20 protein-coding genes and 1 other annotated feature are annotated in these 17366 nt (G+C 58.5%); of the genes, 1 reads left to right on the top strand and 19 read right to left on the bottom strand.

Annotated elements, in window-relative coordinates; translation table 11 throughout:
* Positions 1 to 56: 56 nt before the first annotated feature.
* From WFM45_RS06830 to WFM45_RS06775, 12 genes are all read right to left on the bottom strand, one after another.
* Positions 57 to 521 (bottom strand): NlpC/P60 family protein, encoded by a 465-nt coding sequence (locus WFM45_RS06830; RefSeq protein WP_016927954.1) that lies wholly within the window; start codon positions 519 to 521, stop codon positions 57 to 59.
* A gap of 176 nt (positions 522 to 697) precedes the next feature.
* On the bottom strand, positions 698 to 1090 hold the full coding sequence (gene arnF / locus WFM45_RS06825) for a 4-amino-4-deoxy-L-arabinose-phosphoundecaprenol flippase subunit ArnF (protein ID WP_336954969.1): 393 nt from the start codon (positions 1088 to 1090) through the stop codon (positions 698 to 700).
* Positions 1087 to 1431, bottom strand: a complete 345-nt coding sequence (gene arnE / locus WFM45_RS06820) for a 4-amino-4-deoxy-L-arabinose-phosphoundecaprenol flippase subunit ArnE (protein ID WP_004931404.1) — start codon at positions 1429 to 1431, stop codon at positions 1087 to 1089. The genes arnF and arnE overlap by 4 nt, the downstream gene beginning before the upstream one ends.
* Entirely contained in the window at positions 1428 to 3092 is a 1665-nt protein-coding gene (gene arnT / locus WFM45_RS06815) for a lipid IV(A) 4-amino-4-deoxy-L-arabinosyltransferase (RefSeq protein WP_336954968.1), read from the bottom strand. Before arnT ends, arnE begins: the two co-directional genes overlap by 4 nt.
* A complete protein-coding gene (gene arnD, locus WFM45_RS06810; RefSeq protein ID WP_082997593.1) occupies positions 3089 to 3994 on the bottom strand; it encodes a 4-deoxy-4-formamido-L-arabinose-phosphoundecaprenol deformylase in 906 nt (301 codons plus the stop codon). The genes arnT and arnD overlap by 4 nt, the downstream gene beginning before the upstream one ends.
* On the bottom strand, positions 3991 to 5973 hold the full coding sequence (gene arnA, locus WFM45_RS06805; protein ID WP_033633662.1) for a bifunctional UDP-4-amino-4-deoxy-L-arabinose formyltransferase/UDP-glucuronic acid oxidase ArnA: 1983 nt from the start codon (positions 5971 to 5973) through the stop codon (positions 3991 to 3993). Before arnA ends, arnD begins: the two co-directional genes overlap by 4 nt.
* A complete protein-coding gene (gene arnC / locus WFM45_RS06800; RefSeq protein WP_004931408.1) occupies positions 5973 to 6953 on the bottom strand; it encodes an undecaprenyl-phosphate 4-deoxy-4-formamido-L-arabinose transferase in 981 nt (326 codons plus the stop codon). Before arnC ends, arnA begins: the two co-directional genes overlap by 1 nt.
* A complete protein-coding gene (gene arnB / locus WFM45_RS06795) occupies positions 6940 to 8094 on the bottom strand; it encodes a UDP-4-amino-4-deoxy-L-arabinose aminotransferase (protein ID WP_048323168.1) in 1155 nt (384 codons plus the stop codon). The genes arnC and arnB overlap by 14 nt, the downstream gene beginning before the upstream one ends.
* 396 nt (positions 8095 to 8490) lie before the next feature.
* Positions 8491 to 9246: a vitamin B12 ABC transporter ATP-binding protein BtuD gene (gene btuD / locus WFM45_RS06790; protein WP_021505482.1), complete on the bottom strand. Its 756-nt coding sequence runs from the start codon at positions 9244 to 9246 to the stop codon at positions 8491 to 8493.
* A 5-nt stretch (positions 9247 to 9251) separates the two neighbouring features.
* Complete coding sequence (locus WFM45_RS06785; protein ID WP_048323164.1) at positions 9252 to 9803, bottom strand: glutathione peroxidase; 552 nt, start codon at positions 9801 to 9803, stop codon at positions 9252 to 9254.
* Between the two features lie 45 nt (positions 9804 to 9848).
* Complete coding sequence (gene btuC, locus WFM45_RS06780; RefSeq protein ID WP_004931412.1) at positions 9849 to 10856, bottom strand: vitamin B12 ABC transporter permease BtuC; 1008 nt, start codon at positions 10854 to 10856, stop codon at positions 9849 to 9851.
* A 181-nt stretch (positions 10857 to 11037) separates the two neighbouring features.
* Positions 11038 to 11454 carry a DUF2502 domain-containing protein gene (locus tag WFM45_RS06775; RefSeq protein WP_336954967.1) on the bottom strand — a complete coding sequence of 139 codons (417 nt, stop codon included), beginning with the start codon at positions 11452 to 11454 and terminating at the stop codon, positions 11038 to 11040.
* Positions 11455 to 11685: 231 nt separating this feature from the next.
* On the opposite strand from WFM45_RS06775, the gene WFM45_RS06770 reads away from it, so the two are divergent.
* Positions 11686 to 11817, top strand: a complete 132-nt coding sequence (locus WFM45_RS06770; RefSeq protein ID WP_015377698.1) for a hypothetical protein — start codon at positions 11686 to 11688, stop codon at positions 11815 to 11817.
* Between the two features lie 189 nt (positions 11818 to 12006).
* On the opposite strand, the gene ihfA is transcribed toward WFM45_RS06770, so the two are convergent.
* The 7 genes from ihfA to infC form a co-directional block, all read right to left on the bottom strand.
* On the bottom strand, positions 12007 to 12303 hold the full coding sequence (gene ihfA, locus WFM45_RS06765) for an integration host factor subunit alpha (protein ID WP_004931414.1): 297 nt from the start codon (positions 12301 to 12303) through the stop codon (positions 12007 to 12009).
* A gap of 4 nt (positions 12304 to 12307) precedes the next feature.
* The gene (pheT, locus tag WFM45_RS06760; RefSeq protein WP_336954966.1) at positions 12308 to 14695 is read right to left on the bottom strand and encodes a phenylalanine--tRNA ligase subunit beta; all 2388 of its coding nucleotides are present in this window, start codon (positions 14693 to 14695) and stop codon (positions 12308 to 12310) included.
* A gap of 14 nt (positions 14696 to 14709) precedes the next feature.
* Positions 14710 to 15693, bottom strand: a complete 984-nt coding sequence (gene pheS / locus WFM45_RS06755; RefSeq protein WP_004931416.1) for a phenylalanine--tRNA ligase subunit alpha — start codon at positions 15691 to 15693, stop codon at positions 14710 to 14712.
* A gap of 187 nt (positions 15694 to 15880) precedes the next feature.
* Positions 15881 to 16003, bottom strand: a sequence feature (Phe leader region).
* Entirely contained in the window at positions 15955 to 15999 is a 45-nt protein-coding gene (gene pheM, locus WFM45_RS06750; protein WP_121626058.1) for a pheST operon leader peptide PheM, read from the bottom strand. (Overlaps the previous feature by 45 nt.)
* Positions 16004 to 16116: 113 nt before the next feature.
* On the bottom strand, positions 16117 to 16473 hold the full coding sequence (rplT, locus tag WFM45_RS06745) for a 50S ribosomal protein L20 (RefSeq protein ID WP_004931417.1): 357 nt from the start codon (positions 16471 to 16473) through the stop codon (positions 16117 to 16119).
* A 43-nt stretch (positions 16474 to 16516) separates the two neighbouring features.
* The gene (gene rpmI, locus WFM45_RS06740; RefSeq protein WP_004931418.1) at positions 16517 to 16714 is read right to left on the bottom strand and encodes a 50S ribosomal protein L35; all 198 of its coding nucleotides are present in this window, start codon (positions 16712 to 16714) and stop codon (positions 16517 to 16519) included.
* Between the two features lie 98 nt (positions 16715 to 16812).
* Positions 16813 to 17364 carry a translation initiation factor IF-3 gene (infC, locus tag WFM45_RS06735; protein WP_048233542.1) on the bottom strand — a complete coding sequence of 184 codons (552 nt, stop codon included), beginning with the start codon at positions 17362 to 17364 and terminating at the stop codon, positions 16813 to 16815.
* Positions 17365 to 17366: the final 2 nt, after the last annotated feature.

The raw sequence follows: 17366 nt of genomic DNA, 5'->3' as shown, positions 1-17366 counted from the left end.
AGGCACCGTTCAAAACACGAGATGCCGCCATGATACACCAAATCAACGGGTTAAGGCTAAATGCGTCGCGCCTGCCAGTACACCCGCTTCCAGTAGACGTTATCGAGCGAGGAGCGGATCACCCCGCGGCTGGTCGACGCGTGGATAAATTGGTCGTTGGTATCGTAAATGCCGACGTGCAGGCCATTCTCACCGCCGCCGGTCTTGAAAAACACCAGATCGCCCGGCATCAGCTCATCGCGTGAAACCTTGGTGCCCAGTGAGGTCTGTTCTTCGGTCGAACGCGGCAGTTGCATGTCGAAGCGATCGCGGAACGTGCGGTAAACAAAGCCGGAACAGTCTACGCCGCCGCGATCCAGACCGCCGTAACGGTATGGCGTGCCGTACCATTGGCGCAACTGTTCGTTGAGCTGGGCCACCACCACGATAGAGTCCGCGAGGCGGCCGCTGGGCGGCGGCGCATGGCTGCTACACCCGGCGAGGATCAAACTGGCTAATAAAAACCACACACGCATCCGCATAATATCCCTTCATTGAACACGTCGCCGCATTATGCCATCCGGTACACCACCACACCGCCTGCGAGGCAAAGCCGGCATCACGTAAGGAGAGCGCCATTTGGCGTTAATTTATCTCCCGCACGGTGAAAAAGGCAAGCGCCATAAGGGAGATAATGGCGGGATCGCCGGTTTTGGCGCTATTGCGGCGATTTTGTCTCGGGTTTGCTGTTAATCAGCCAGACGCCGAACAGAATAAACAGCGTGCCCAACGTTTTCAGCAGCGTAGCGGATTCGTTAAACCACGGCAGGATCACCGCCGCCAGGTAAACCAACGCATAGCTGACGCTCAGCAGAGGATAAGCGCGGTTTAACGGCAGATGGCGCAGCGCAAAGAACCAACACAGCATCGACAGCGCATAACCGAAGATGCCACCGCTCACCGCCAGCAGCGGCAGCCAGTAGTCGCCGATCAGCGCCAACGAGACGTCGGCGAACGACATCAGCGGGATTTGCACCATGCCCCACTTCATCAGCAACTGCGCCAGCGTCACCAGCAACACGCTGGCGGCGCCCCAGGCATAGCCCCTCATGAATGCACGCTCATCAGCAGGATCCCCAGCATAATCGACGCCACGCCGCACCAGTGGCGAACGGTTGTCGGCTCATGAAACAGCCAGCGCGCCGCCAGCGTCACCATCACGAAGTTCAGGCTGAGCATCGGGTAAGCCAGGCTGAGCGGCAGGCGTTGCAACACATTGAGCCACACCGCCATGCCCAGCCCCAACAGCAACACCGCCAGCGCCAACCAGCGCAGCGTCTGTTTCAGCCGCGCCTCGTCCGCCCGTTCCCAGCAGTGCGCCGCCTGTTTCTGGCACAGCTGCCCACCACAGGTGAGCAGGCTGACCACTATCACCAACAAAAAACCGATCATGGTTGCTGTTTATACCACATCAGCACCAGGCGGTTCATACGATCCACCTTGTCTGCGGCCGGCAGCTCCTGCGGCAGGGCTTCATCACGGGACAGCTGCAACACCAGCGACACATTGCCCTGCTTGCGCGCCTGCGCCAGCCACTGCGGGAAGTCGGCATCGCTGATCAGGTGCCCCTTGGCGTCCGGATACTCCAGACCATAGGCCACCTCGCCTTTCTGGCTGTACATCAGCACGTCGCTGCGCTTCAGCTCCCAGGCCAGGCCGGCCGCCAATCCGACGCTGTCGCTCAACACATAGCGGCTGTCGCTCAGTTCGGCCATCGTGGCGCGGACGAAGTTTTGCGGCAGTTTGGAATCGGTCACCTGTTGCGGGATGGCGTAACCGATCACCAGGCACAGCAGCACCGGGCAAGCCGCCGCCCAGCGCCATTGGCGGCCGTTATCGCGCGCAGAAACCAGTGCGAACAGCAGCCAGCCGCCGAAGGCGATCAGGCCGAGCACCACTTTCGGCCACTCCTGGGGAGTAAACAGATGCGCTTTCGGCAGCAGGCCGGAGCTTAACACCACCAGCGCCACGATGCCGATCAGCCCGAACAGGCCGTTCAACCAGGCGTTGGCCTTGAACAGCCTGGCGCGCAGCGTGGCGGCATAGTCTTCCGCATAAGCGGCCATCAGCAGCGCCAGCGGCGCCATGCACGGCAGAATGTAGGTCGGCAGCTTGCCTTTGGCGATGCTGAAGAAGATCAGCGGCATCAGCGCCCAGCTCAGTAGGAAGAACAGCTCCGGACGCTGTACGCGCTCGCGCCAACCTTTGAGCAGCGCGCCGGGCAGCAGCGCCAGCCAAGGCAGCACCGCCGCCAGCAGAACCGGCAGGTAATACCAGAACGGCGCCTTGTGTTGAGCATTATCTTCGGCGAAACGCTGAATATGCTCGACCCAGAAGAAATAATTCCAGAAATCGGGTTCGCGTTGCGCGATCGCCAGCGCCCACGGCAGGCTGAGCAGCGTAGCGGTCACGATCGCCACCGGGCCATAGCACAGCAGATCCTTGATGCGGCGTTGCTGAATGACGATCGGGATCACCGCGATCACAGGCACCGCCAGCGCCAGGAAGCCCTTGGTCATAAAGCCCATGCCGCAGGCCAGGCCCAGCAAGGCGTAGGCGCCCAGCTTACCCTTGACCGAAGAGGCCTTCAGCGTCAGGTAATAGCTGACCATCGCCGCCGCCAGCCACAGCGAAATCATCGGATCCAACACGCTGTAAGTGCCGATGCTGAACACCAGCACCATCGACAGGAACATCAGCGCCGCCAGGCTGGCGCGGCGCGCATTGCGCCACATCAGCATCGCCAGCGCGAACACCAGCAAGGCGGTCATGCCGGTGCTGAACACCGAGCCGAAGCGCACCGCAAAGTTGTTTTCGCCGAACAGCCATTGGCTGATGTTATTGAACCAGTAACCCGCTACCGGCTTCTCGAAATAGCGCAGCCCCAGCAGATGCGGCACCACCCAATCGCCGCGCTGCAGCATTTCACGGCTGATCTCGGCATAACGCGTCTCGTCCGGCTGCCACAGCAGGCGGCCATTAAGCGGGATCAGGTAAACCAGAGCAAAAAAAACGGCCAGCAGAATGGCCCAGGATCCTTTTAGCGCCTTCATGTAACGTCCTTCACATCGGTTTGACAACCCAGCCAACCTTCGCGGCCGGGGAAAGGAGCGCGCTTGATGCGGCCCAACGGCAGTGACGCCAAATCTTGCGGTAACAGCGCGCTCAGCGGACAGAATTCGATGCCCTGCCGCTGTGCGCGTTGCAATAACTGTTCGAACATCGCCGTCTGCGACATGCCTTCCACTTCGGTGTGAATGGTGTACACCGGCACGCCGCGATCGTTCTCGATGGCGCGCAGAATATAGTCGTTGAAGTCGGCCATACTGACTTCGCTGCCAATCACTTCATCGAAGGTCGGCAACGTCACCGGGATCTGCACCGTACCGTGACGCCCGTCGCTCAGCACCGGACGGAACGGATGAGTGCCGCGGCAATCGCTGTTGTAATGGAAGCCGAAGCGCTGCTTGACCTCCAGCACGCGCGTATCGGCGCGCCAGCCCGCCACGGCGGAGCATTTCACCGGCTGGCCGATGCAGGCGCTCAGGGCGTCGACGCCCAATTGCACCTGCTCGGTCAATTGCGCCTCGCTCCACTTGCCGACCTTGGCCTGCCAGCCCTGGTGATCCCAGGCGTGCAGCCCGACTTCATGGCCGGCTTCGGCGGTGCGCTTCATCAGCGGCCCCAACGCGCGCGAAATATTGCGCCCCGGCCAGGCGGTGCCGGCCAGCAGAATATCCAGGCCGTACAGCGAGGCGGCGTTCGAACGCAGCATTTTCCACAGAAATTTCGGACGCAAAAGGCGCCAAAGATGGCGCCCCATGTTGTCCGGTCCCACGCTGAAGAAGAAGCTGGCCTGAATGTCGTACTTTTCGAACAGGTCCAGCAACTGCGGCACCCCTTCACGGGTGCCGCTGAAGGTATCTACATCAACCCGCAGACCGACTTTCTTCATGCACCGTTCCCTTCCTGAACGGTTGTGCGCAGGAAGTAGTCCAGCGTATCGGCGACGGTTTGCTTCATCTCGATGGTCGGCTGCCAGCCCAGCAGGCGGTGAGCGTTTTTGATGCTCGGCGTGCGGTGCTCGACGTCCTGGTAACCTTTGCCGTAGTAGCTGCTGCTCTCTACGTCCTTGAAGCCGGCAAACGGCGGGAAGCGATCGCGCAACGGGTGGTTGTTGAAGCTTTCCAGCAGCATTTCCGCCAGCTCGCGAATGCTCGCTTCGTTGGTCGGGTTGCCGATGTTGACGATCTGGCCGTCGCACAGGCCGTCGCGGTTCTCGATGATGCGGAACAGCGCTTCGATGCCGTCGTTGATGTCGGTGAAGCAACGTTTCTGCGCGCCGCCGTCCATCAGTTTGATCGGCGAACCTTCCACCAGGTTGAGGATCAGCTGGGTGATGGCGCGGGAAGAGCCGATGCGCGCAGCGTCCAGGTTATCCAGGCGCGGCCCCATCCAGTTGAACGGACGGAACAGCGTGAACTTCAGGCCTTCTTTGGCGCCGTAAGCCCAGATCACCCGATCCAGCAGCTGTTTGGAGACCGAATAGATCCAGCGCTGCTTGTTGATTGGCCCGACGATCAGACGCGAATGGTCTTCGTCGAACTCTTTATCGTCACACATACCGTACACTTCAGATGTGGACGGGAAGATGATGCGCTTGTTGTATTTCACGCAGTCGCGAACGATCTTCAGGTTCTCTTCGAAGTCCAGCTCGAACACGCGCAGCGGGTTACGGGTGTATTCGATCGGCGTCGCGATCGCTACCAGCGGCAGCACCACGTCGCATTTCTTGATGTGATACTCGATCCACTCGGAGTGGATGCTGATGTCGCCTTCCACAAAGTGGAAACGCGGGTTGTCGAGGAAGCGGCTGATGGCGTCGGAACCGATATCCAGACCGTAGATGTCGTAGCGGTCATCGCGCAGCAGGCGCTCAGTCAGGTGGTTGCCGATGAAGCCGTTAACCCCGAGGATCAGCACGCGGGTGCGGCGTTTCATTACGGCATTCGGCTTGGCGGCCAAACGCACGTCGGTGACGATACCCATTTCCTGCGCCAGGCGGCTGCCCTGCACATACAGACCGCTGTCGTTCTGACCGGCGACGATCTCCAGCGCACCTTCGCCACAGGCGATGACCAGCGGCGAGGTGCTCAGCACGGTGCCCGGCTGTTTATCGTGTTGGGTGTCCAGCACGCGAGAGCGCCAGACGATCAGCTTGCGCTGACCGAGGTAGCTGAAGGCACCCGGGTACGGCTCGGTGACGGCGCGCACCAGGTTGTTGATCTCTTTGGCGGATTTGTGCCACAGGATCTCACCGTCCGCCGGGGTGCGGCGACCGAAGTAGCTGGCCTGAGACTCATCCTGCTTGGTGAAGGTGGCGGTGCCGTTCTTCAGCTTCGGCAGCTGCTCTTTCAACACGATCTGCGCGGCTTCCAGCACTTTTTTGTGCAGCGTCAGCGCAGTGTCGTTGTCTGCGATGGTCACTTTCTGCTGACCGACGATGTCACCGGCGTCCGGGCGTTTCACCATTTTGTGCAGCGTGGCGCCGGTTTCGGTTTCGCCATTCACCAGCGCCCAGTTCACCGGCGCGCGGCCGCGGTAACGCGGCAGCAACGAGCCGTGCAGGTTGAAACCGCCCTGCGGCGCCAGCGACAAGATCTCGTCGCTCAGCATGTGGCGGTAATAGAACGAAAAGATCACGTCCGGCTGCAGTGCGCGAATGCGGTCAACCCACAGCGGGTGATTTACGTCTTCCGGCGCATAGACCGGCAGATCCAATTCGGCGCCCAAACGGGCCACAGAGGAGAAGAAGTTGTTCTCACCAGGGTCGTCGGTGTGCGTGAACACGGCCTGCACGTCATAACCCGCCTCAGTCAGCGCTTTCAGACCTGCGCAGCCAATATCATGGTAAGCAAATACAATAGCTTTCATCATTCTTCTTCCTGAGTATTGTGGTCATGCTGTGCACCGACCACTTTCTGAACAAAATAGCGAGGACGCGCACGCACGTCGGTATAGATACGGCCGATGTATTCACCCAACAGCCCCATGCCGACAAACTGGGCGCCGATAAAGGTGAACAGGACGGCGAAAAGGGTGAACACGCCGCCGGCGGCCCATTCAGGGCCGAGCAGCAGACGCAGCGCAATCAGCACCAGCGCCAGCACAAACCCGGACAGCGCCACGACGCTGCCGACCACGCTGAGCAAACGCAGCGGCGTAGTGGTCAGGCAGGTGATCAGGTCATACATCAGGTTGATCAGCTTCATCAGGCTGTACTTGGAGTCGCCAAACTCGCGCTCAGCGTGGCGCACGTCGATCTCGGTGGTACGGCGGGCGAAGGTGTTCGCCAGAATCGGGATAAAGGTGCTGCGCTCATGACAGTGCAGCATCGCCTCAACGATATGACGACGGTAGGCGCGCAGCATGCAGCCGTAGTCCCCCATCGACTTGCCGGTGGCGCGTTGAATCATCATGTTGATCACGCGCGAGGCGCTTTTGCGGAACCAGGAGTCCTGACGGTTGGCGCGCACGGTGCCCACCACGTCATAGCCCTCTTCCGCCACGCTGACCAAACGAGGGATCTCCTCCGGCGGGTTCTGCAGATCGGCGTCCAGCGTAATCACCAGATCGCCGGTCACCTGGTTGAAACCGGCCATGATCGCCGAGTGCTGGCCGTAGTTGCGGTTCAGCAAAACGGCGATCACGTGGCTGTCCGGCTTTTCCGCCGCCGCGGTCAGCATGTCAGCGGAGTTGTCGCTGCTGCCATCGTCGACGAGGATGATTTCATAAGGTTGAGATAACTGCTTACAGGCGGCAGTAGTACGCTCCAGCAACGCCGGCAGGCTTTCCTGCTCGTTGTATACCGGAATGACTACCGACACTTTTTTAATCGGTTCAACGCGAGACACGTAAAGACTCCACAACAGAAGACAAGGCATTGACCACGCGATCCACGTCGGCGTCGGTCATGTCAGGGAATAGCGGTAAGGTGCACAGCCGCGCCGAGTTCCATTCGGTATTCGGCAAAGAAAGCTGTGGATAACGCTCACGGTAGAATTTCTGGGTGTGCGCGGCGCGGAAATGCAGCCCGGTGCCGACGCCAACCTCTTTCAGGCGCTCCATCAGCTGGTCGCGATCGATGCCGCAACGCGCCGGATCGACGCGGACCATGAACAGGTGCCAGGCGTGGTCATGCGGATAATCCGGCACGCCCAACGGTTGGAACGGCGAGCCTTCCAACGCGCTCAGGTAGCGCTGTGCCAGCGCCTTACGCCGTGCGTTCAGCTCAGCGAAGCGCGACAGCTGCACCACGGCGATCGCCGCGTGAATGTCGGACAGGTTGTACTTGTAACCCGGCTCCACCACTTCGGCCTGCGGTTTGCGGCCTAGCTGCTGGCGATCGAAGGCATCGACGGCCAGACCGTGGAACTTCAGGCAACGCAGGCGATCCGCCAGCGCATCGTCATCGGTGGCGATCAGACCGCCTTCGGCGCAGGTCACGTTTTTAATCGCATGGAAAGAGAAAATCGCCGTGCCGCGAGCGCCGACCCATTCGCCGTTGTAGCGCGTGCCGACCGCGTGGGCAGCGTCTTCGATCAGCGGTAAGCGGTGGCGTTCGGCCACGGCGCGCAGCGCATCCATCTGCAGGGGAGCACCGGCATAATGCACCGGAACAATCGCTTTGGTTTTGGGGGTGATGGCAGCCTCGACATCGGCGGCGCTGACCATCAAGGTCTCACGGTCAACGTCGATCATCACCGGCGTAGCGCCCAGCAGTTCGATCATGTTGAGGGTGGAAACCCAGGTTTGCGAAGGGGTGATGACTTCGTCGCCGGGCCCGATGCCCAGCGCCATCAGCGTGATGTGCATGCCCGCGGTGGCGGAACTGACGGCGATGGCGTGCTTACAGCCGAAAGTGGAACAGAAGTCATTTTCCAGTTGCTGGTTTTGCGGCCCGGTAGTGATCCAGCCGGAACGCAACACTTTCTCTACCGCGGCGATTTCTTCGTCGCCGATGGCCGGACGAGAGAAAGGCAAAAATTGATCCATAGTTAACCCCAAACGTATCGAACTGCTTTTGATGACACTGTAAATCCCTTTCGTTTAACGAATATTAAACGCCAGAGAAGAATCGTTTCCGTGGATTAACTGCCAATGTAAGGGTGCAAGCTTAACTAAACCTTAAGACGAGGCTTGTCATCAGTAAGAGAACTGATGGATAGGCGCTGTCATCATTAATTTAAATTTATTATGTAAATCAGGTAATTATATTTATTAATAATTATTTACTTATTTTATTTTTGCCGAATCAAGCGTAGCACGTCATTGGCGTTTTTCAAGAAAACTCACGAGAAAATGAGAGGCAGCACAATAATAGCCGATGATTACCCGGCTATTTATATTCACTACGTTTAGTTTTCGTTTATATTTATACCCCAGGGCGAATTAAGCCGTGCGGGTCATGATCCAACGCTGGTTCCCCACCCATTGCAGGTGGAAATCCACTTCATAGATCTGCGACAACAGTGCGGGCGCCATCACCTCACGGGTGATGCCCTGCGCGACCAACTGCCCAGCGTGCAGCAACCAAACCCGATCGGCCTGCTGCAGGGTATGATTCAGATCGTGCGCGCACACCAACGCGCTGCGCCCACTTTGGCAAAATTCGCGCAGCAGGCGATCCAGCGCGACCTTTTGCGCCACATCCAGGCTATTGGTTGGTTCATCCAGCAACAACAATCGGCTGTGCGGGTTAACGCTGGGCCACACCTGCAGCAATACCGCCGCCAGCCGCACCCGTTGCCATTCTCCACCGGAAAGCTGTGTCAGCATGCGTGACAGTTTATCCACCAGCTTCAACCGCTGACACAGATAGAGGATGGTGTGTTCCACCTCGGTTTGCGCCGCGCCGGCAGGCCGGTGCAACGCCAAATACTGAAACACCGGCATCAGCGACACCGGCGGCTGTTGCTGGCTGAGATAACCGCGTCGGCGCGCCAGCTCGCTCCCCGGATAATCGGAGAGCGCGCGTCCGTCCAGGCAAACTTCGCCCCGCCCCGGCAGCATGCCCGCCACCCGCGCCAGCAGGGTACTCTTCCCTGCGCCATTTGGGCCGATCAGGTGAACCTGCAACCCGCCGTCAATCTGTGCCGAAAAAGGCGCCAGGCGCCCCGCCACCCCAACCTCAACGAGTTGCAGCATCCGTATTATCCTGCCAGCGCTTGTTTCACCGCCGCCACCAGCGCCGGATCCTCAGGTGTGGTGTCAGGCGAGAAGCGCTGGATCACCGTGCCGTCGCGCGCGATAAGGAATTTCTCGAAGTTCCACAGAATATCGCCGGGATGCTTCGGCGCACGCCCTTTGCTGGTCATCCGCGCCAGGAACTCGCTGCCTTCCGGCGCGACGGCCTCCGGCTGTGCGGCAATCAACGCTTGGTACAGCGGATGACGGTGTTCGCCGTTCACCTCAATCTTGGCAAACATTGGGAATTGCACGCCGAAGGTGCCGCGGCAAAACGCCAGGATCTCTTCGTTGCTGCCCGGCTCCTGGCCCAGGAATTCATTGGACGGGAACCCCAGGACTTCCAGCCCCCGATCGCGATAGGTTTCGTACAGCGCTTCCAGCCCTTCGTACTGCTTGGTCAGGCCGCACTCCGAGGCCACGTTGACCACCAGCAGCACCTTGCCCTGATAGGCACCCAGCGTGGTCGTCTGATTTTCGATGGTTTGTAACGGCAGGTTGTCGATTGGCTTGCTCATCGGTTGTCATCCTTTGGTTTTTTAATGGCAGGTGAATGAAGAAAACTACCTTACGCCTTTTGTCCGGGTCAGTAACCAGATAAATAGCGGCGCCCCCAGCGTGGCTGTCACCACGCCGATCGGCAGCTCAGCCGCCAGCAGCGCAACGCGGGCGATAACATCGGCCACCAGCAACACCCCGGCCCCCGCCAGCGCGCAGGCCGGCAGCAGATAGCGCTGGTCTGTCAGGCCGGTGAGCCGCAAAATATGCGGGATCACCAGCCCAACGAAACCGATCACCCCGGCTAGCGCCACGCTGACGCCAACCAGCCAGCCGATCGCCAGCACCAGCAGGTTACGCCACACATGCAGCGACAGCCCGAGCTGGCGCGCCTGCACCTCGCCCAGCGCCATCAGGTTGAGCGCTCGGCCCTGGCCACACAGCCACAGCAACACCGGCAGCAGCGCCAGCACCAGCCACTTTTGGCGCCAGTCAACGCCGCCGAAACCGCCCATCATCCAGTACATCAGCTGCCGCAGATCGAGGCTGGTGCTGAAATAGACCGCCCAGGTCATCAGCGCGCTGCACACGATGCCCAGCGCCACGCCGACCAGCAACAGCCGTGCATTGGTCAGACGTCGCCGGCGAGCGAAGCCCAGCAGCAAGAAGGTCATCGCCAGCGCACCGGCTATCGCGGCGGCGCTCATCAGCGCCACCGGCAACAAACCGTGCCCCAACAACACCGTCAGCACCAGCGCTACGCCGGCGCCGTTAGCGACGCCCAGCAGACCGGGCTCCGCCAGAGGATTTTCAAACAGCGCCTGCATCACCGCGCCCGCCACCGCCAAGGCGGCGCCGACCAGCATCACCGCCAGCGCGCGCGGCAAACGCAGTTGCCAAACAAACAGTTGCGCTCGATCGCTGAACCACGCTGACGGCCATATCCATTGGTCGCCGGCGCAAAGGCTGACCAGCAACGCCACCGCCACGCCCAGCGCCAACAGACTGAGCTGGCGTTTATCGCGGTAGCGTTGATGTTGCAACAGTAAGGTGAAGGTACGGCTGGTTGGCATGCGCGGCGGTTCCCTGCCGGCCGCTGTCGTGGCCGGATAATTGACGTTTGAGTCGAATATTAGGGGGTTAACGCCGCAAGGGGAAGTCTTGCGTGGATAGTGGCTCAGGAAAGCAGCGGCTGGCCTTGCCCGTCAACGCAACAACAATGATGGCAAAACCAGCCGCCGATAAACTCAGGGATTAACGATGCGGGCCGGAGTTGCCCGGTGGATAAGGTTGGCCGCGGCCGCCATCGCGGCGGTCATGGTCACCGCGATCGTCATGACGGCGGTCGTGGTCGCCACTATCGCGATCGCCGTGGAATGGATTGCCGCTGCGTTTCGGCCCACGATACTCATAGCCACGCGGCGGCGAAGGTTGCCAGCGTCCGCCGTCCCAGTACATACCGCGCGCATTGCGCTCACCCAGGCCGCGGCCCTGGTGCGCATGCCACCACTGCGGTGGACGCCAGTCGTAGCCATCCCAGTAGTAGCCGCGACGGTCCTGATCTCCCAGATGCAGAGAAACGCCCGGCACGTTGATATCGACGGAGACATCGGCCTTCGCCGCCAGCGGCAGCAACAGCGGGAAACACACCAGCAACAGGATCTTTTTCATTTCACCTTCTCACTCTATTTTCTTGCTGCAGTGGTTATATCAGTGTGCTTATTTAACGACTATCTCACCGATGCCTATTTTCAGATTGTTTTCGACGGCCTTACACAATCCTTACACTGTTTGCAGCCACCTTTAATTATCATAACCACTGACAAGATTTAACGAATAACTGACGTCTCTCAAGCGGCGCGGCAATTATAGTTAAATAGATTTCCACCGGAGGATTATAAGATGATTAAACGTATCGGTATGCTGCTGACCGTTGTAGCCCTGGCCTCAACCCTGAGCGCCTGCTGCTGGGGCCCGCACGGGGGCGGTGGCCACCGCGGCGACGGCCCAGGCCATTATTACGGCCGTTATTGAAACAATAAATATGGCTGCTCACCACACAAAATAAGATATAAGAATACTCCGCAATTGAGATTAAATGAATTTTCGTTGAGGTGGTTTAATGAATAATTTTAATTCATGCATTGCCGATTAGGAATAAACTGAATTTTTTTTCAGAAAAGAAAAAGGCCGCGCAAGCGGCCTTTTTTGATGTCACGTCACTCACCCTTTCGGGCTGGCGTTTTCTACCCGGCTTTTCAGCTTCTGCCCCGGACGGAAGGTCACCACACGGCGCGCCGTAATCGGAATGTCTTCGCCGGTCTTCGGGTTACGCCCCGGACGTTGGTTCTTGTCACGCAGATCAAAGTTGCCAAAACCCGACAGTTTTACCTGTTCGCCATTCTCAAGAGCCCGACGGACCTCTTCAAAGAACAGTTCCACCAGGTCTTTGGCGTCCCGTTTGCTAAGCCCAAGCTTCTCAAACAGGTGTTCTGACATTTCAGCTTTAGTAAGCGCCATAGGTTCAATCCCTCAAGGATGCTTGGAATCGCTGTTTTAGAGCCTCTACGCATTTTGCAACGGTAGCGGCTATCTCCTCTTCTTCCAGTGTACGAGCGGTATCCTGCAATACCAGACTGATAGCCAGGCTCTTGTCACCTTCTGCCACGCCCTTGCCACGGTACACGTCAAACAAGTTTACGCCAACTACCTGATTTGCGCCAACTTTCTTACACTCGGCCAAAATATCTTCTGCGGGGACGTTTTCAGCCACCACAATGGCGATATCACGGCGGTTTGCCGGGAAGCGCGAAATCTCCCGCGCCTGAGGCACGACGCGGCTCGCAAGCTTGTTCCACTCCAGTTCAAACACCACGGTGCGGCCGTTAAGATCCAGTTTACGTTCAAGTTCCGGGTGAACCACACCGATGAAACCTACGCGTTCGCCGTGCAAATAAATCGCCGCACTTTGCCCTGGATGCAGGGCCGGATTGGCTTCCGCCCGGAACTGAATTTCGGATAATTTACCGGTCAGCTCGAGGACGGACTCCAGATCCCCTTTTAAATCATAGAAGTCGACGGGCTTGCGCGCCAGATCCCAATGTTCATCGTGCGTATGACCGGCGATCACGCCCGCCAGCATGACATCCTGACGGATACCCAGATCTGCCGCACTATCAGGCACAAAGCGCAGGCCGCTTTCGAACAGGCGCAGACGCGTCTGCTGGCGGTTCTGGTTATACACCACCGCAGACAGCAGGCCGGTCCACAGCGACAGGCGCATCGCCGACATTTCTACCGAAATCGGGCTTGGCAGGATCAGCGCTTCTTCATTCGGGTGCAGCAGCGCCTGCACCTTCGGATCGACGAAGCTGTAGGTGATCGCTTCCTGATAACCGTGATCGACCAGCATGGTCTTCACGCGCTTCAGCGTCAGATCGGCTTCGCGATGCTGGGTCATCACCAGATCGGCGCGCACCGGCACATCCGGGATGTTGTCGTAGCCGTAAACGCGCGCCACTTCTTCCACCAGATCCTCTTCGAGCTCCATATCGAAACGCCAGCTTGGCGCGACCGCTTGCCAGCTGTCGCCCTGCTCGGTCACCTGGCAACCCAGGCGGCGCAGAATGTCACTGACCTGCTCGCTTGGCACCACGTGGCCGATCAGGCGATCCAGTTTCTCGCGGCGCAGCGTGATGGTGGCGCGCTTCGGCAGTTCGTTCTCGTGGGTCACGTCGATAATTGGGCCGGCCTGACCGCCGCAAATATCGAGCAGCAGGCGCGTGGCGCGTTCCATCGCTTTGTACTGCAGCGCCGGATCGACACCGCGCTCATAGCGGTGAGAAGCATCGGTGTGCAGGCCGTGACGACGCGCGCGGCCGGTGATCGACAGCGGGCTGAAGAAGGCGCATTCCAGCAGCACGTCCTGAGTTTCCCCGTTGACGCCAGAATGCTCGCCGCCGAAGATGCCACCCATCGCCAACGCTTTTTGATGATCGGCGATCACTAAGGTGTCGGCGTTCAGTTTGGCTTCACTGCCGTCCAGCAGCCTCAGCGTTTCGCCTTCTTCCGCCATGCGCACCACGATGCCGCCGTCGATGCGGCTCAGATCGAAAGCGTGCATCGGCTGGCCAAGCTCCAGCAGCACATAGTTGGTGACGTCAACCACCGCATCAATGGAGCGGATGCCGCAGCGACGCAGCTTTTCACGCATCCACAGCGGGGTTGGCGCGGTGACGTCGATGCCTTTCACCACACGGCCCAGATAACGCGGGCAGGCCTGCGGCGCGTCAACGCGGATCGGCAGCGTGGCGTCGATGGTGGCAGCCACCGGGCTCATATCCGGCTCGGTCAGCGCCACCTGGTTCAGTACGCCCACGTCGCGCGCAACGCCGATGATGCCCAGGCAGTCGGCGCGGTTCGGGGTAACGCTGATCTCGATGGTGTTGTCGTTCAGTTTCAGGTAGTCACGGATGTCGGTGCCGATCGGCGCATCCAGCGGCAACTCGATGATGCCGTCATGATCGTCGGAAATGCCCAGCTCGGAGAACGAGCACAGCATGCCTTCCGAAGGCTCGCCGCGCAGCTTGGCGGCTTTGATTTTGAAATCGCCCGGCAGCACCGCGCCCACGGTGGCGACCGCTACTTTCAGGCCGGTACGGCAGTTCGGCGCGCCGCAAACGATGTCGAGCAAGCGGTCGCCGCCAACGTTGACCTTGGTGACACGCAGTTTGTCGGCGTTCGGGTGCTGACCGCACTCGACCACTTCCCCCACCACAACGCCGTTAAACGCGCCGGCAACCGGATCCACGCCGTCCACTTCCAGGCCGGCCATGGTGATTTGATCGGATAATGCTTCGCTGCTGATGGCCGGGTTTACCCACTCGCGCAACCAGAGTTCACTGAATTTCATGTGATATTCCCGCCTTACTTAAACTGTTTGAGGAAACGCAGATCGTTTTCGAAGAATGCGCGCAGGTCGGTGACGCCGTAACGCAGCATCGTCAGGCGCTCCATGCCCATGCCAAAGGCGAAGCCGGAGTAAACTTCCGGATCGATGCCGACGTTGCGCAGCACGTTCGGATGCACCATGCCGCAGCCCAGCACTTCCAGCCACTTGCCGTTCTTGCCCATCACGTCCACTTCAGCGGACGGCTCGGTGAATGGGAAGTAGGACGGACGGAAACGGACCTGCAGGTCTTCTTCAAAGAAGTTGTTCAGGAAATCGTGCAGCGTGCCCTTCAGGTTGGTGAAGCTGATGTCTTTATCGACGATCAGCCCTTCCATCTGGTGGAACATCGGGGTGTGAGTCTGATCGTAGTCGTTACGGTAAACGCGGCCCGGCGCAATGATACGGATCGGCGGCTGTTGGTTCTTCATGGTGCGGATCTGCACGCCGGAAGTCTGGGTGCGCAGCAGGCGTGTGGCGTCGAACCAGAAGGTATCGTGGTCGGCGCGCGCCGGGTGATGCCCTGGAATGTTCAGCGCGTCGAAGTTATGGTAATCGTCTTCAATCTCCGGGCCGGTGGCAACGGAAAAGCCCAACTCGCCGAAGAAGGTTTCGATACGGTCGATGGTGCGGGTCACCGGATGCAGGCCGCCGTTCTCCATGCGACGGCCCGGCAGGGAAACGTCGATGGTTTCAGCCGCCAGGCGCGCGTTCAGCGCGGCGCTTTCCAGCGCGTTCTTACGCGCGTTCAGGGCGTCCTGCACCTCTTGCTTGGCCTGGTTGATCACCGCGCCGGCCGCCGGACGGTCTTCCGCCGGTACGTCACGCAGAGACTGCATCTGCAAGGTGAAATGACCTTTCTTGCCAAAATATTCGACGCGTACCAAATCTAACGCGGCAACATCCTGGGCATCTTCTACGGCTGCCTTGGCATTGGCAACCAGCTCTGCGAGATGTGGCATTGCTTTCCTCTTCCTCTGGCCGGGATGGCCCTAAGTAATTGTTATCTATTATTCGAACACGCCTTTGAGCAATCTTCAAAGACTTTTCAATGCGTTGTCGGCCAAGCGACTCACCTGCGCGGCACAGGGCCGACTGAGTGTCTGCCGCCCTCGCCACAGCAATGTGCAAGGCAAGGCGATGGCCAAAAACAAAAAAGCCTCCACGAGGGAGGCTTAGGCGCTACTTTTCGTTTCTTTTCTTACGCGCAAAGCCTCCTGAAATCAGGCGCTAAAGTAAAAAAAGAAACGAAAAATAGCTGCGTGCATGATTGCGGTACCTTGTCGATAATTGTCCACCAGTGATATAGCGGCGGGCAATAAAAGTCAATATTTGTCGCTGAAAACAAAGATTAAAAGAGGGAGCAAGCTCCCTCTTCAACTGACTTACGCCAGAGCTGCTTTCGCTTTCTCAACCAGTGCGCCGAAGGCCACTTTGTCGAAGACTGCGATGTCAGCCAGGATCTTACGGTCAATTTCGATCGAGGCTTTTTTCAAGCCGTTGATGAACTTGCTGTAAGACAGACCGTTCTGACGAGCAGCTGCGTTGATACGTGCAATCCACAGCTGACGGAACTGACGCTTACGTTGACGACGGTCACGGTAAGCATACTGACCTGCTTTGATTACTGCCTGGAAGGCAACACGATATACGCGCGAACGGGCACCGTAGTAACCTTTCGCCTGCTTCATGATTTTCTTGTGACGTGCGCGTGCAATTACACCACGTTTTACGCGAGCCATATGCTCTCTCCTAAAGTCTTATTCTAAATTCAAAAAAAATGGCTTATGCGTACGGCAGGCACGCGGTAACCAGGACCAGATCGTTTTTAGACACCATGCCTTTCGGACGCAGGTGACGTTTACGCTTGGTTGCTTTTTTGGTCAGAATATGACGCAGGTTGGCATGTTTACGCTTAAAACCACCGCTGCCGGTTTTTTTGAAGCGCTTGGCTGCACCACGTACAGTTTTAATCTTTGGCATTTTAATTAAATCCACTTCGCATTGTTAAACAACGAATCAGTTGGGCGAATAAAACCCACACAGCGCAAGCGCCGCGCGGGTTCCATTACTTGTAAGCCTTACTGTTTCTTCTTAGGAGCGAGCACCATAATCATCTGGCGGCCTTCGATCTTCGTAGGGAAGGATTCGACCACTGCCAGATCCATATCTTCACACAGGTCTTTACGGACGCGGTTAAGCACTTCCATACCGATCTGCTGGTGCGCCATCTCACGCCCACGGAAACGCAGGGTGATTTTGGCTTTATCGCCATCTTCCAGAAAGCGAATCAGGTTGCGTAGTTTGACCTGATAGTCGCCATCATCGGTGCCAGGACGGAATTTGATTTCCTTGACCTGAATAACTTTTTGCTTCTTCTTCTGTTCTTTCGTCGACTTGCTCTTCTCGTAGAGGAATTTGCCGTAATCCATGATTCGGCAAACTGGCGGTTCGGCATTTGGGCTGATTTCTACTAAATCAACGCCCGCTTCCTCAGCTTTTTCAAGAGCTTCATTCAGACTGACAATACCAATCTGCTCGCCATCGACGCCGGTTAGGCGAACTTCTTGCGCGCGAATTTCTCTGTTAATGCGATTAGGACGCGCCGGTTGAACTCGTTTTCCGCCTTTAATAC

It is taken from the genome of Serratia sp. KG1D, assembly GCF_037150675.1.
Classification (GTDB): Bacteria; Pseudomonadota; Gammaproteobacteria; order Enterobacterales; family Enterobacteriaceae; genus Serratia; species Serratia nematodiphila.
The sequence above is the reverse complement of the archived record's forward strand: the minus strand, read 5'-3'. Positions and strand labels throughout refer to the sequence as shown.